We start from the raw sequence: 13,946 nt of genomic DNA, 5'->3' as shown, positions 1-13,946 counted from the left end.
TCTCACTCTCCGCTCCTGCCGAATCCGGTGAACCGGCCCTGGAGCAGGGTGACTCCGACGATGAGGGCGGTGAGCACGAAGGCTCCGGCGGAGCCGATGCCGTAGTTCTGGCTGCCCATGGCGGTGTTGTAGAGGTGGACCAGTGGCGTCTGTACGGGGGCGGTGGCCGTCCCGGAGAGGCCGCTGTTGAACAGGTTGTAGAACTCGTCGAAGGCCTGGAAGGCGGCGATGAACAGCAGCATCAGTACGGCGACGGAGGTGTTGCGCAGCATCGGCAGGGTGATCCTGGCCAGGAGCCGCCGGCCGGTGGCGCCGTCGAGTGCGGCGGCCTCGTACAGCTCCTTGGGGATGGCCTGCAGTCCGGCGAGGAACAGCACCATGTAGAAGCCGACCTGGAGCCAGAGCCGCAGGGTGACGAGAGCGACCCAGTAGAGCGGCGGCGAGGTGGACTGGAGCCAGGGGACTGGCTCTGCTCCGAACCATCCTCCGATCGTGTTGGCGATGCCCGCCGGGAGGCCGTTGAACAGGGACATCTTCCACAGCAGTGACGCGGCGACGTACGAGACGGCCGCCGGGATGAGGAAGGTGGTACGGAACAGGGCCCGGCCCCTTCTGATCCGGTGCACAAGGAGGGCGAGACCGAGCGAGGCGGCGAAGGTGAGCGGCACGATGAAGGCGGTGAACAGCAGGATCTGGAGGAGGGAGTCGCGGAACGCCTGGTCGGACAGGAGCCGACGGTAGTTCTCGAGTCCGACCCAGTGGCCGAGGGCGATGGTGCCGCGCGCGTCGCTGAGGCTGAGCAGGAAGCTCCAGCCGATCGCGACGTACTTGAAGAGGCCGAGGCCGATCAGCATCGGCGCGGTCAGCAGGACGAACGCGGCCCAGCCGGACCGGCCGGGACGTGCCCGACCGGTCCGGGCGGCGCCCCGCGGGACGGCCGCGGGGCGCCCGGCCCGCTCACCCTTCAGCGTGAGGTCCGTCGCCGGACTCATCGGCCGAGCTGCTTGTCGATCTCGCTCTGGGCCTTCTTCACCGCGTCGGCCAGGAGGGCGGCGGGATCGCCCTGCCCCTCGACGATCTTCATCGCGGCAGCATTGAACGCGCCGCTCACCGCGGTGTCCCAGGTTCCCGGGAAGTGCTTCCCGTGCTTCTCGGCGAGCACCACGGTCTCCTTGGCCGCGCCCTGGGAGAGCTTCTCCGCGGATGCCGCGACGGTCCTGCGCGGCGGGACGTGGAAGCCGTAGCTCTCGGCGAAGTCCTTCTGCAGGTCGGACTGCTGGACCCACAGCCACTGGACGAACTTCTTCGCCGCGGCCACGTTCCTGCCCTTGGCGTTGACACAGCTGGTCCAGCCGCCGACGCGGACGACGGGTGTGCCGCCGGCCTTGAAGGCGGGCCACGGCAGGACGCCGAAGTCGTCGCCGAGCGCGGACTTGATCGCGGGCATCGCCCACAGGCCGCTCCACTGCATCGGCACGACGCCCTGGGTGAGGGCGGCGGGGTCCCACCAGTCGGTGGTGAACCCGAGCAGCAGCGACTTGTCGTCGTGCAGGCGCTTCAGGTCCTTGAGCGCTTCGAGTGCCTGTGCCGATCCGAAGGCCACCTTGCCGTCGGGGGTCACGAGGTCGCCGCCGTTGGAGAAGACGGCAAGGCTCCCGGAGTCGCCGAGACCGTCGTTGCCGACGAACAGGCCCTTGGTCTTCTTCGTGCTCAGGGCCTTCGCCGCGCTGACGAGACCGTCGAAGGTCGTGGGCGGGGTGATCCCGGCCTTCGCCAGGGCGCTCTTGCGGTAGTAGAGCATCATGACGTCGTCGATCATCTTGACGCCGTAGAGCTTGCCGTCGACGGTGACGGCCTCGACGGCGTTCTTGTTGAAGTCGCTCCTGGCGGTGCCGTACACGTCGTCGAGCGCGGCGATCTGGCCGCGGCGGGCGAGGCTCTCGCTGAAGTCGCCGATCTCGAAGACGTCGGGGGCGGCGTCGGTCAGCAGGGTCGCGTTGACCTTGCTCGAGTAGTCGCCCGGAACCCACGTCACCTTCACGGCTATGTCGGGGTTGGCCTTGGTGAAGGCGGTGGCGTAGCGGAGCACGGCCTGCTGGGTCCCGGCCTCGCCGTAGGCGTGGTACCAGACGTTGAGGGTGGTCTTCGCTCCGGAGGAGGAGCCGCCGGTGGGGTCGGTGCTGCAGGCGGTCGACAGGACACTCCCGGCGGCGACGAGCAGCGACCCGGCGAGGAATCCGCGTCGGCTAAGCTCTGGTCTGCGTGTGCTCATGTCGCATCCTTCTCTGTGGGTGTGGCGGGGCGGATGTGCTGCCTGGCCGGTGCCTTCGTCATTGCTTGCCGGCAGAGGAGGGCGTCGGCCAGGGAGTCGTACGCGACGGCTGCGGGAAGTTCAGCCGGCGCCGATCGTGGTGGTGGCGGCGTACTGCGGGAAGAGTGCCTGGATGGCCACGGCGGCGGCGCCCCGGGCCCATTTCTCCCAAGGGAGCGGCCGCAGGGACAACGGGCACCGGGAAGCCGCTCCGAAGGCGTGGTCGGCGTACGCGTCCTGGATGTGGCGGCTGAACAGGTCGTACGCGTCGACGCCTTCACCGCTGACGACGACTCGCTCCGGGCCCACGAGGTTGACCAGGGCGGAGATGCCGACCCCGATGGCGTGTCCGGCCCTGGCGAAGGCCTCGCGCGCCGCCGGGTGGCCGTCCCGGGCCATGTCGGCGACCTCGTCGAACGTGAGGTGCGGCTTCGTGGTGACCTGGCGGACCGCCGCGAGGATCGCGCCGGTCGATGCGATCGCCTCGACGCAGCCGCGCGCGCCGCAGCGGCAGCGCGGACCGGTCGGGTCGACGCAGAAGTGTCCGACCTCGCCCGCGACACCGTACGCGCCCCTGAGCAGGTGCCCGTTGACGACGAGGGCGGAGCCGACGCCTGCACCGATGGTGACCAGCGCGAAGTACTCGGTACCGATGCCTTCGCCGAACCAGTGCTCCGCGACGGTGAGGGCCCGGACGTCGTTCTCGACGGTGACGGCCAGGCCGGTGGAAGCGGTGAGCAGTTCGGCGAGCGGGACGTCGCGCCAGTCGAGGAGGCCGGAGTGGCGGACCCGGCCGCTGTCGCGGTCCACGTCCCCGTTCACCGCGACACCGAGGTGTCGTGTCCGGGCCCGGAACTCGGGCTCGGTGTCGAGCAGTTCGTCGACGAGCTCGGCGGCGAGGCCGACGGCGACCTCGGGGGTGCAGTCGTCGAGCGGTCGGGCGGCGGTGGCCCTGATCCCGGCCCGTAGATCGCATACGGCGCCGAAGACCTGGCCGGAGGTGATCTTCAGTCCGATGAAGTACTCCCGGTCGGGAGCGACCGCGAGCGGGTTGACCGGCCGGCCTGCACCGGGCGCGGTGCGCTCCGGCGGGAGTTCGTACAGATAGCCGTCGTCGATGAGGGGCCTGGCCGCCTTGGTGACCGCGGTCGAGGAGAGTCCGGTCCGCCGTGCCAGTTCCACTCTGCTGAGGGGTCCCTCCGCGAGGAGCAGGGAGAGGACCGCCGTCTCGGCCGGCGCACTGACCAGAGGCTGGGGGTGATGTCGAAACACGGGAGCAACATAGAGCAAATAAATAACTTCTTCCAGTATTGATTTGGGAGTTGGGGCCGACCTACGCTCAGGGCCGCCTCCGTGCCCCCTCCAGGACGTCTCGAACACCTCACCGCCTCAACGGCGTTGTATCGACGTAGTCGCCAAGTCGCCCTGGACTCAACCCTGTTCCTCACCACACCTCAGGGGATCCATCCGTGCACGCCACGCTTCCGCCCGTCACCTTCGATCCCGGCCTCGGCCTCGCGGTCCTGCGCACACCGAACAGCCTCTACGCGCTGCGCCTCGCCTCCGACGGCAGCCCCCGACACCTCTACTGGGGCCGGCCGCTCGACACCGCGACGCTCGCCGAGGTCCCGGACGCGATCTCCCCCTCGGCGAGCAGCTTCGAGGCCGACGCCGCCGCGGACGAACTCGCTCCGCAGACCGGGGCGCGCTTCGGCCCGGCCGGCCTTCAGGTCCGCTTCGCCGACGGTACCCGGGGCGCCCAGTGGCGCTTCGCCGGTCACACCGTCGACGGCGGCGAACTGCGGTTGCGCCTCGACGACCGGCACCGCCCCTTGCGGGCCGAACTCTGTTACCGCGTCCGGAGCGATACCGACGTCATCGAGCGCTGGACGGAACTGACCCACACCGGGGCCGCTGACGGTCCGCCGGATCCGATCACCGTCGACCGGCTGGACTCGGCGTCCTGGACCGCTCCCCCGCTGCCCGACTACCGGCTCAGCCATCTGATCGGGGGCTGGAACAGCGAGTTCCAGCTCCGGCGTGACCGGCTTCCCGTCGCCGAGACCGTACTGACCAGCCGTCGCGGTCTCACCAGCCACCACGCCAGTCCCTGGCTCGCCCTCGACGACGGCACCGCGACCGAGGACCGGGGTGAGGTCTGGAGCACGGCGCTCGCCTGGAGCGGGAGCTGGCGGGTCACGGTCCACCGTGACCCGAGCGGTCGGACCACCTGGACCGGCGGCTTCGGTCACGAAGGGCTCAGTTGGACCCTGCAGCCGGGCGAGAGCCTTCGCACACCGGTGTACGCCGGGCTGTACACGCCGCACGGTTTCGGCGCCGCCAGTCACGCCTGGCACCACTACGTCCGCGGGCACGTACTGCCCGGACCCGAGCGGGACCGGCCGGTGCTCTACAACTCGTGGGAGGCCACCGGATTCGACGTCGACGAGGCCGGCCAGATCCGCCTCGCCCACCTCGCCGCCCGCGTCGGCGCCGAACTCTTCGTCCTGGACGACGGATGGTTCGGCACCCGTCGCGACGACCGGTCCGGACTCGGTGACTGGACTCCTCGCCCCGAAGCCTTCCCCCGTGGACTGCGCCCGCTCGCCGACGAGGTGCACCGCCTCGGCATGGACTTCGGGCTGTGGGTCGAACCGGAAATGGTCAACCGTGACAGCGAGTTGTACCGCGCCCATCCGGACTGGGTCGTCCACTCCCCCCGGCTCGACGCGACCGAACTCCGCAACCAGCTCGTGCTGAACCTCGCCCGGCCCGAGGTCGAGGCCTGGGCCCAGCAGACCCTCGACCACCTGGTGCGCGAGAACGACGTCGACTGGCTCAAGTGGGACGCCAACCGGGCCTTCACCGAGGCGGGTTGGGCCGGCCACCCCGACCCCGACCGCCTGTGGATCGACCACACACGGGCCGTCCACCGCATCATGGACCGGCTCCGCGCCGCCCGCCCCGGTCTGCGCATCGAGGCCTGCGCGGGCGGCGGCGGGCGCGTCGACCTCGGCATCCTCGCCCGCACCGATCAGGCCTGGACCTCGGACAACACCGATCCGGTCGACCGGATCGGCATCCAGAACGGCTTCGGTCAGCTCTTCCCCGCCCAGGCCATGGCCGCGTGGGTGACCGACAGCCCCAACCCCGCCACCGGCCGGCGCACCCCCCTGCGCTTCCGCTTCCACGTCGCCATGGCCGGCGCGCTGGGGCTCGGCGGAGACCTGACCTCCTGGTCCGAGGAGGAACTCGCGGAAGCCGCCGAACTCGTGGCCGCGTACAAGCTGATCCGCCCGCTCGTCCAGAGGGGACACCAGTACCGGGTCGCCCCGGCCGCCGGGCCCGTGGCCGCCGTCCACTACGCGGCACCGGACGACAGCGAGCACGTGCTCCTCACCTGGCGCCCCGCAACCCGCTTCGGGCACCGCCCCGACCCTGTGCGGCTGCCCGCCCTCGACCCCGAAGCGCGCTACCTGGACCAGGAGTTGAACCAGGTCCACAGCGGTGCCGCCCTCGTACACCACGGCATCGACCCGCGGCTGCCCGCCGGCGACCACGCCAGCAGCCTGATCCGACTCCGCCGCCTCGGCCCCTGACCCCCCTCAGCGCCCACCCCCGACTCCCCTGGAACCCCCCATGGACAACGCCCGCGTACTGGTGATCGGCATCGACGGCGTACGCCTCGACCTGCTCCCCGAACTGCACACCCCCCACCTCGACGGGATCGCCCGCGCGGGCTTCCTGGCCCCCGTCGAGGTGGACTCCGTGACGCCCACGATGTCGGGCCCGTGCTGGACCACCATCGTCACCGGCGTCGGTGTCTCCAAGCACGGCGTCTGGGCCAACCGTCTCGACGGCAACCGCCTCGACGTCTTCCCCGACTTCACGACCCGCCTCGCGAACGACTGCGGACGACGCACCTTCGCCGTCGGAGGCTGGGCGCCGCTCTTCCTCGCCCAACAGGGCGGCCCCCTCTTCGTCGCCCCCACAAGGCTCCGCTACATCGCACCCCAGGAGGAGACCCCCGAGGCCTGGGAGGAAGTGGACGAGAGGGTGACCGACGACGCGGAACACCTCCTCGGCCTCGACGAGACCCTCCACGCCGGCTTCGTCTACCTCGGCGCCGTCGACGAGACCGCCCACTTCCTCGGCTGCGGCAAGGAGTACCGCCGGGCGATCGAGACCGCGGACCGGCGCCTCGGCCGGCTCCTGACCGCCGTACGCGCCCGCCCCCGCCACGGAGCGGAGCAGTGGACGGTCATCGTGGTGACGGACCACGGCCACCGCGACGAAGGAGGCCACGGGGGACGGAGCCACCAGGAGCGCACCGCCTGGATCGCCGCGTGCGGCCCCGGCCTCACCCCGGGCACCGCCCCGTCACCCCTCCACCACGCCGACGTCGCCGCGCACGTCTACACCGCCCTCGGCATCACGGCCGACCCTCACTGGACCTTGGACGGCACCCCTTTCACCACCTGAGCCGGCCTGGCAGCGCTGCGTCAGGTTTCCCGGGTCTGCCTTTACCGAGGGGACGGCCCCAGGTCGTGCGCGCACACCACATCACCGCGGGCCGCATCACGGACAGGCTCAGCCGCGCAGCCGTACGGCGAGCGTGGCGAGCCAGGCGCCGGGAGTGAACGGCACCGGGGGCTCGACCTCCGCGCCGAGCGTCACCAGCGCCAGGGCCAGGCCGTCCTCGTCGAGGCCGAGGGCGAGGAGGTCGTGCAGCTCCCCCGTCAGCTGGGCGACGAGCCCCGTGTCGGTGCCCTCCAGGTAGTCGGCCAGCGCGGCCTCGTGGTCGCCGAACTCGTCCGGCATGTCCTGCGAGAACCAGCCGCCGAGCAGTTGCGCCAGCTCGGGGAAGCGGGTCCGCCACTCCCATGGTGTCGTGGGCGCGGCAGGCGGTGGCGCCTGACCGTTCGCCAGGCTCTCGTCGAGCCGGCCGGCGAGGCCCGTGAGCCAGTCCCGGAGCTCGTCGGGCGACAGCCCCACGTCGGGCAGTCGGTAGTACTCGCCGAGCCGCAGCCGCAGCCGTCCCGGCGGATTGTCGGCGTAGACGCGAAGCTGCTCAGCGGCGACGGCGATGGCCCAGGGCCGGGTGCGCCAGGTCTGCCGCAGATAGCCGGCCACCGCCTCGGGGGCGTGCGGACCGAGTCCCAGGTGAGCGCGGACGACCTGGTCGAGCTCGCCGTACTTGCGGTCGTGCTCGGCGGGGTTCAGGGACACGGATGCCTCTACAGGTCGACGGGCAGGGAGGAGTGCACGGTGAAGGGGTACGCGCCGGGCTCGCCGGATCCGGTCCGGCGGAGCACGACCCGGGCGGCGCGCACCGCGATCGGCTCCTGGCCGGCCAGCGCCATCCCGGTGGTGAGCAGTGTGCCCACCGGACCGGGCCGCGAGGGCCAGGCGGCCTCGATCACGAGCCGCTGCCGGGTGGACTGGGCGAGCCAGCGATGGATGACCTGCTCGTTCAGCGCGATCACCTGCTGGGTGGCCCACTGGGCGGTCGCCCGGTCCGGGAAGGTCGCGGCGCGGTCGGCGCGGGCCGGGGCGGGGGGTGCGGGGGGTGTCGTCATGTCAGGCCCCGCCCCAGCCGCGCAGGGTGGCCCGCTGGGCGGCGGAGTAGTTGGCGTGCCCGGTGGTGACGACGGCGTGCAGCCACTTCTGCGCGGCCTGCAGGTCCTCCATCTGCCGGTCCCAGCGGTCGAGTTCGTCCACGAAGGCCTCGCGGGCCTCGCCCTGCCAGGCGAGGACGACCGGCACCGTGCGGTCGTACAGCGCGCTCAGGCGCTCGTTGAGCTTCTTCACGATGTCCTCGAGGTCGCCGCCTATCTCGCGCAGCGCGACCAGGTCGACGGTGATCGAGCCGTCGTCGTTCACGTTTCCCCCTCTGTGGTGCGGATGTTCAGAGCTCGCTGATCCGGCTGGTCGGTGCCGGACCTTCACCGGGATCCGCGCCGCTCGGCCCCTCGCCGGACAGCTCCCGTACCTCGGCGTCGATGTCGACCTTCTTCGTCTCGGCCCGGAACTGCCGCAGGGTGTCCAGCTCCTGGCGCGTGAACCCGTCCCGGCTCATCCGCACCGCCGTCGCCAGGACTCCCAGAATCTCCCGGACCCGCACGGCGTCCGCGCCGGCCTCCCGGTGCAGCTTCCGGTACGCCGTCGCCGCCTCGCTGCGCCATCGTGCCTCGGCCCGGTCGACGATCGCGTCCATCCGGCGCACCTGCCCGTCGATGTGCGTCCGCATGGCGTCCAGGTCGTCCGCGAGACGCTTCAGGTCCTCGTCCGTCACGGCGAGGTTCGGTTCGATGGGCATGGCGGCGACTCCCCGGTCAGTGCTGTTCTGCGAAGTGGGCGTGGACGGCGTCGAGCAGCAGCCGCAGCCGCGCGGTCGTCACCGACGGCATGACGGGCGCGAAGGCCGCGTCGAGCTCGGCGGGCGAGCGGAACATGTAGAGGACTCGTTGGAGCTGGCCCGCGAGATCGGCGATTCTGCCGTGGCAGTCGGGGTGGTCCATGGCGACCAGGTCACGTGCCTCCGCCTCCGGGTCTCTGTCGTACTCACCGGTGGGCAGCTGTGACGCGAACTCGTTGACGACGTCGAAACGGGCGAGTGCCTCCCACTGCGAGAGCGGGAGTTCGTCGTAGCCCGGGCAGTCGCCGAACCAGGGGGCGCGGACGAGTGCCGCCAGGGAACTCAGGAAGGTGTCGACAGGTTCGTCGCCGGCCGCCCGGGCGAGCCGGTCACGGAACACGGTCGGCCGTTCCGCGAACCGCTCCGTGCCGTATTCGTCCGCCAGACCATCGAGGAGCGAGGCCACCGCGTCGAACGGCATGACCCAGGCGATGGTGTGCGAGTCCTGCATCAGGCGGGAGAAGCGCTGGAGTTCGTCCTCCAACGGGGCGGCCCCCGGGTTCCGCGAGGCTGCGGCGAGGTCGACGAGGCGGGCAAGCACCCCGCTGGTGAGGACGGCGTCGGTCGGTTCGGTCACCTGTCGCATGCTAAGGGGCCTTCGGATAGGCGGTCAGCACGTAGAAGGACTTCGACTCGGGCGAGTAGGCGAGGACCACGTGCACCGTGTGCACGTTCTTGGCCTGGGCCGAGTAGCCCGACGCGGCGAAGTCCGCCTGGCTCACGGAGCTTCCCACGGCCACCGGCTGCCCGTTCCCGTCCGTGACCGGGAAGTCCCAGGCCTTGACGGATCCCGGCTTGAAGGTGCCGTCGGCGACCTTCCGTTCCTGGTTGCGCATCCAGGTTTCCAGCTCGGTCTTCTTCGCGGGGTCGTTCACCGCGGTCTGCACGTACTGCTGGGCGGACGGAAGGTCGCGGAACGTCGACGCGTCGGCGCCGCCCTGGTCGCGCAGCCGGTGCATCAGCTGCTCCGGGGTGAGTCCGATGTGCTTGTCGATCGTGTGGGCCTCCTTGCCGGGCCTCAGCGCCTCCGGGGGCGGGGGCTGGAAATCGTTGCGCTCCCACTCCATGGACGCGAGGTCGATGCCGAACCTGACGTTCGGGTCCCGGGACTGCTCGTCGAGCGGGACGATCGACCGGTCGAACTCGAAGAGCGAACGCGACCCGAACGCCTCCGCCCTCGCTGACTCCGACTGGAAGGTCGGCACCGCGCGCGAGGCCTCCCGCAGCGGCTCCAGCAGGTTCTTCACGACCTGGATCTGTGCCCGCAGCGCTGTCTCGTAGGTGTCGACGGCCCGGTTGACGGCGTCCGTGTCGATGCTGAGGAGCACCGCGGCGCCCAGGCCCTTCCACAGCTTCTTGAGGCGCTCGAAGAAGTTCCCGAAGAAATCCTTGAGGTCGGTCACGTCGAGGAGAGCCAGGGCGTCCTTGATGGCCCGGTACAGGATCTCGCGCAGCTCGGTGCGGACCTTCTCCGCGGCCTCCGCGTACGAGCGGACGGCCTGGGCCAGCATCTGGGCCGTGGTGCTGAGGACGCCGAAGACCGGGAGGCTGGTGCCCGCGCCGGTCGGCGGCTTGTGCCCCCACTCGTAGGCGACCGTGTTCTTGCCCCAGGCCGTCGTGCCCCACAGGGACGACACGAACTGCAGCATCGCCCCGTGCCAGTCGCCCTTGGTATGGTCCGTGATGGCGTCGACGGTGCCGTTGAGCTGCCCCTGGATGATGCCGAGGCCCGTCTGGTACGGCAGCCAGGCCTGCGAGAGGTCGTTGACCCTGAGGTAGTTCGGGAGCGGCAGGATCTCCAGCGCGCGGCCGGTGCGCAGCGCCTCCTCGATCACGGTGCGCATCAGGGAGCCGGGGATGTCGCCGTCGTCGAAGATGTCGGCGAATTCGTCGACGGCATTGCCGTCACGGACGCCGAACGGCGGCGGGGCCGTGTACGCCGGCGGCGCGGAGATGACCTGCGGCGGCGGCTGTGGCGTGAAGGGCGGATTGAGCGGGTGGGTGGCCGCGTCCGCCTGCCGGAAGTTGTTGGCCGTGGTGGTGAAGCCGACCGCCGCGCCGCCGATGGCGACCACGGCCTTGCCGTGCACCTCCATGAGCAGGGCGACGACCGCGGCGTACTGGGTGGCGAACTCGGCCGTGACGGTGCCGGATCCGCCGACCTTGGAGTAGCCGGCGTGGACGTCGAGGAACTGTACGAGCGCCTTGTGGAACGACTGCTGTTCGACGGAGAGGGCCGTCGACACCTGGTACAGATGAAGCGGCTGGACGTCGAAGCCACCGGGGCCCGTCCACGGGTTGGTCACGGCGGGCGGGGTCGGCGGAGGCAGCTGGGGCGGCGGACCGGAGACCGGCGGGGTCGGCGGCGCGTTCGGGCTCGGCGACGGCGTCGGCTGGCTGGGCGTGCCCGACGGCTGCCCCGGCGACGGCAGATGCGTCGTGCCGGGTGTCGGTGTCGTGGTGGGCTGCGGGCTCGGGCTGGCACTCGGCGACGCCGTGCCGGTCGGGCTCGGGCTCGGGCTCGGCGTGGGCGTACTCACCGACGCCTCCCGCCCATGCCGCATGTGCCGCACGCCGCGCTCGCCGCGCGGGAGTGCGCGTACGTACCTGTGCCCCGTTCTCGTCCCATGAGTCCCCCCGACTCCGTCAGACTGCGGCCGAAACTAGCAGGACTACGCGTCAAATCCCTTTATCAACCGAAGGGTTGGCCGGAAGAAGCCGCATGCGCGCCATCGCTCCCGCCGACCGCGCCGAGACACTGCGGCCCCCGGGATCCGGTGTGAGCGACGACCGGAGCGCCGGGGTCGGCCGCCCTGCACAACCGCAGGTGGGCGGGGAACGTCGAAGGGCCCCGCTGCTTGCAGCGGGGCCCTTCGACGTCGTGCCCGAATCGGCCGACCAGAAGGAGTTCAGGCGTAGGCGTCCTCGACAGCGACTTGCCGCACCGTCCGCAGGGTCGACCGGAGACTGTCCAGATCGGTCGAGCCCAGAGCGAGGCGGATTGCCTGTGGTGTGTGCATCGAGGTGCAGAACGGCTCGGCTGTGGCTACCGAGATGTGCCGACGCGCGAGGGTGGCGGTCAGGCGATCGGCGCGTGCGTCCTCCGGCAGCGGCAGCCAGGTGAAATAGGACGAGGGGTGGCTGATGAGGGGTAGACCCGCCAGCTCTCGTCCGGCCAGTGCTTGGCGGGCCTTGGCGTCGTCTCGCTTCTGCGCTTCCAGGTGATCCACCGTGCCGTCGTCGAGCCATCTGCAGGCGATCGCGGTGGTGAGGGCCGGGGTGTTCCAGGTGGTCGCCCGGATCGCGCGTTCGAGCAACGGCACCACAGACGGCGGGGCGACGACGAAGCCGACCCGGAGGCCGGTGGCGATGCTCTTGGACAGTCCCGAGACGTAGACGGTGATGTCCGGCGCGGTGGCGGCCAGCGGCGGCGGAGGGTCCTCGACCAGGTAGGCGTAGGAGGCGTCTTCGATGATGAGCGACCCGTGCTGCCGAGCGATCTTGATCAGGCGGTTTCGGTCGGTTGCCGGCATGACCCAGCCCAGCGGGTTGTGCAAGGTGGGCATGGTGTAGATCGCGCGCACGGGGCGGGTCGCGCACAGCTTCTCGAGGGCATCGAGATTCGGCCCGTCGGCGGTCGAGGGGATGGGCGCCAGGTCGAGATGGAAGGCATGCGCCAGCACCTTGAAACCCGGGTAGGTGAGCGTGTCGACCGCGACGACGTCGCCGGCGTTGAGCGCGGCCATGACGGTGACGGCCAGGCCGTGTTGCGCACCGTTGACGACGAGGATCCGCTCCGCGTCAGCGGTGATTCCCCGACGCCTCAGGTGCCGTGCGATCGAAGCTCTGTCCTGGGGACGCCCCGGATGTGGCTGGTAGCGCAGTAGCGTGTCGAGATCACCGGAGGTGGCCATCTCTCGCAAGGCCTGCCGAAGGAGGTCGGCTTGCCCGGGCAGTGACGGATAGTTGAAGTTGAGGTCGACCGCGCCGGTGGCGACGACCTGCTGATCGATGCCGTGACCGGAGGGCACCGCGACGTCACGCACGAACGTGCCGCGGCCCTGTTCCCGGCTCACCAGACCCATCGTTTCCAGCTCGGCGTACACCCGCGTCGCGGTCACCACGGCGATGCCCTCACGGGCGGCGAGCCCACGGTGTGTCGGCAGCCGCGCGCCTGCGGCGAGCCGCCCGCTCCGGATGTCGGATGCGAGCGCGTCGACCAGCGTCTTGTACCGCGGGGCTGTCATGGCACCGGATTGTACGCATGACAATTCTTTGACTGTCCTGTTCGTGGGTCCCTAACGTCCATACCCACCCACCCAGCCGGAAGGACAGCCGCCGTGCACATCGCCATCCTCACCTTCGAGGGCTACAACGAGCTCGACTCCCTGATCGCGCTCGGTGTGCTCAACCGCATCAAGACCGACGACTGGCGCGTCACCATCGCCACCCCCGGTCCCAAGGTGACGTCGATGAACGGAGTGGTCATCGAGCAGATGTCCACCCTTGAGGAGGCGTGCGCCGCTGACGCCGTCATCGTCGGCAGCGGCATCGCCACCCGTGAGGTCGTCGAAGACCCGGCGATCATGGACATCCTTCGCCGCCTGGACCCCTCGCGCCAGCTCATCGCGGCGCAGTGCTCCGGCGCCCTCGTGCTGTCCAGGCTCGGCCTGCTCAACGACATCCCCGCCTGCACCGACCTGATCACCAAGCCCTGGGTCGTCGCCGCCGGCGTCGAGGTACTGAACCAGCCCTTCTACGCCAAGGACAACATCGCCACCGCCGGCGGCTGCCTGGCTTCGCAGTACCTCGCCGCCTGGATCATCGCCCGCCTCCAGGGCACCGACGCCGCCGAGAGCGCGCTGCACTATGTCGCCCCGGTCGGCGAGAAGGAGGAATACATCGAGCGCGCCTGGCGCAACATCACCCCCTACCTGCCCGCTCCCGCACCGGCCTTCGTCTGACCAACCGGTCGCAGGCCGCTACCGGTCGCGAGCGACGACCGGCCGGGAAGCCACGGCCCGCGACAGGCGGCCGGTTGTTCGCGGCCCGAACCGCACAGAATGCGCGGTGTGTCGGGCGAGGAGCCGTGCGAGGGAGCCGGACCAGCCCCCTCGACACCCCATACCCGTAGTACTCCAGAGCTACGCGGCAAGTGTCCCCCCTGGTGGGACGCCGGTTACCTGGCGTGATCCATAGTTTCGGCACCGGAATCGA

14 protein-coding genes are annotated in these 13,946 nt (G+C 70.6%); 4 read left to right on the top strand and 10 right to left on the bottom strand.

The features are described from left to right. Positions 1-2 precede the first annotated feature (2 nt). From OG462_RS35750 to OG462_RS35740, 3 genes are all read right to left on the bottom strand, one after another. A complete protein-coding gene (locus tag OG462_RS35750) occupies positions 3-992 on the bottom strand; it encodes a carbohydrate ABC transporter permease (RefSeq protein ID WP_406064232.1) in 990 nt (329 codons plus the stop codon). Continuing rightward, positions 989-2,272: an ABC transporter substrate-binding protein gene (locus OG462_RS35745; RefSeq protein ID WP_406064230.1), complete on the bottom strand. Its 1,284-nt coding sequence runs from the start codon at positions 2,270-2,272 to the stop codon at positions 989-991. Before OG462_RS35745 ends, OG462_RS35750 begins: the two co-directional genes overlap by 4 nt. A 120-nt stretch (positions 2,273-2,392) precedes the next feature. Beyond that, positions 2,393-3,583 (bottom strand): ROK family protein, encoded by a 1,191-nt coding sequence (locus OG462_RS35740; RefSeq protein WP_406064228.1) that lies wholly within the window; start codon positions 3,581-3,583, stop codon positions 2,393-2,395. Positions 3,584-3,780: 197 nt separating this feature from the next. On the opposite strand from OG462_RS35740, the gene OG462_RS35735 reads away from it, so the two are divergent. Together OG462_RS35735 and OG462_RS35730 are read left to right on the top strand one after the other, a co-directional pair. Next, complete coding sequence (locus tag OG462_RS35735; protein WP_406064226.1) at positions 3,781-5,910, top strand: alpha-galactosidase; 2,130 nt, start codon at positions 3,781-3,783, stop codon at positions 5,908-5,910. A gap of 40 nt (positions 5,911-5,950) precedes the next feature. Beyond that, positions 5,951-6,793, top strand: a complete 843-nt coding sequence (locus OG462_RS35730; RefSeq protein ID WP_406064225.1) for an alkaline phosphatase family protein — start codon at positions 5,951-5,953, stop codon at positions 6,791-6,793. A 108-nt stretch (positions 6,794-6,901) separates the two neighbouring features. Here the strand turns inward: OG462_RS35730 and OG462_RS35725 are convergent, their stop codons facing one another. The 6 genes from OG462_RS35725 to OG462_RS35700 are packed head-to-tail and all read right to left on the bottom strand — an operon-like array spanning position 6,902 to position 11,035. Next, positions 6,902-7,540 (bottom strand): contact-dependent growth inhibition system immunity protein, encoded by a 639-nt coding sequence (locus OG462_RS35725; RefSeq protein WP_406064223.1) that lies wholly within the window; start codon positions 7,538-7,540, stop codon positions 6,902-6,904. Between the two features lie 8 nt (positions 7,541-7,548). Continuing rightward, positions 7,549-7,890, bottom strand: coding sequence for an RNase A-like domain-containing protein (locus tag OG462_RS35720; protein WP_406064222.1), 342 nt, complete (start codon positions 7,888-7,890; stop codon positions 7,549-7,551). A gap of 1 nt (position 7,891) precedes the next feature. After that, a complete protein-coding gene (locus OG462_RS35715; RefSeq protein ID WP_406064220.1) occupies positions 7,892-8,194 on the bottom strand; it encodes a WXG100 family type VII secretion target in 303 nt (100 codons plus the stop codon). A gap of 25 nt (positions 8,195-8,219) precedes the next feature. Then, positions 8,220-8,630 carry a WXG100 family type VII secretion target gene (locus tag OG462_RS35710; protein WP_406064218.1) on the bottom strand — a complete coding sequence of 137 codons (411 nt, stop codon included), beginning with the start codon at positions 8,628-8,630 and terminating at the stop codon, positions 8,220-8,222. A gap of 16 nt (positions 8,631-8,646) precedes the next feature. Then, complete coding sequence (locus OG462_RS35705) at positions 8,647-9,306, bottom strand: hypothetical protein (protein ID WP_406064216.1); 660 nt, start codon at positions 9,304-9,306, stop codon at positions 8,647-8,649. Between the two features lie 10 nt (positions 9,307-9,316). Next, entirely contained in the window at positions 9,317-11,035 is a 1,719-nt protein-coding gene (locus OG462_RS35700; RefSeq protein WP_406064214.1) for an RNase A-like domain-containing protein, read from the bottom strand. Between OG462_RS35700 and OG462_RS35695 the strand changes: the two genes are divergently transcribed. Further along, on the top strand, positions 11,028-11,360 hold the full coding sequence (locus OG462_RS35695; RefSeq protein WP_406064213.1) for a hypothetical protein: 333 nt from the start codon (positions 11,028-11,030) through the stop codon (positions 11,358-11,360). The genes OG462_RS35700 and OG462_RS35695 overlap by 8 nt on opposite strands. Before the next feature lie 278 nt (positions 11,361-11,638). Here OG462_RS35695 and OG462_RS35690 read toward each other — a convergent pair whose 3' ends face one another. After that, positions 11,639-12,976: a PLP-dependent aminotransferase family protein gene (locus tag OG462_RS35690; protein ID WP_406064211.1), complete on the bottom strand. Its 1,338-nt coding sequence runs from the start codon at positions 12,974-12,976 to the stop codon at positions 11,639-11,641. Between the two features lie 93 nt (positions 12,977-13,069). Here OG462_RS35690 and OG462_RS35685 point away from each other — a divergent pair, with 93 nt between their 5' ends. Beyond that, a complete protein-coding gene (locus tag OG462_RS35685) occupies positions 13,070-13,693 on the top strand; it encodes a DJ-1/PfpI family protein (protein ID WP_406064209.1) in 624 nt (207 codons plus the stop codon). Positions 13,694-13,946 lie beyond the last annotated feature (253 nt).

The organism is Streptomyces sp. NBC_01077 (assembly GCF_045162855.1).
Lineage (GTDB): Bacteria > Actinomycetota > Actinomycetes > Streptomycetales > Streptomycetaceae > Streptomyces.
Note: the sequence above shows the minus strand (reverse complement) of the source record. Positions and strands in the feature narration are given on the sequence as shown.

Excerpts from the sequence above, each read along its gene's own strand:
- OG462_RS35745 (WP_406064230.1), bottom strand. The coding sequence starts at position 2,272 with ATGAGCACACGCAGACCAGAGCTTAGCCGACGCGGATTCCTCGCCGGG.
- OG462_RS35730 (WP_406064225.1), top strand. The coding sequence starts at position 5,951 with ATGGACAACGCCCGCGTACTGGTGATCGGCATCGACGGCGTACGCCTC.
- OG462_RS35690 (WP_406064211.1), bottom strand. The coding sequence starts at position 12,976 with ATGACAGCCCCGCGGTACAAGACGCTGGTCGACGCGCTCGCATCCGAC.
- OG462_RS35710 (WP_406064218.1), bottom strand. The coding sequence starts at position 8,630 with ATGCCCATCGAACCGAACCTCGCCGTGACGGACGAGGACCTGAAGCGT.
- OG462_RS35750 (WP_406064232.1), bottom strand. The coding sequence starts at position 992 with ATGAGTCCGGCGACGGACCTCACGCTGAAGGGTGAGCGGGCCGGGCGC.
- OG462_RS35720 (WP_406064222.1), bottom strand. The coding sequence starts at position 7,890 with ATGACGACACCCCCCGCACCCCCCGCCCCGGCCCGCGCCGACCGCGCC.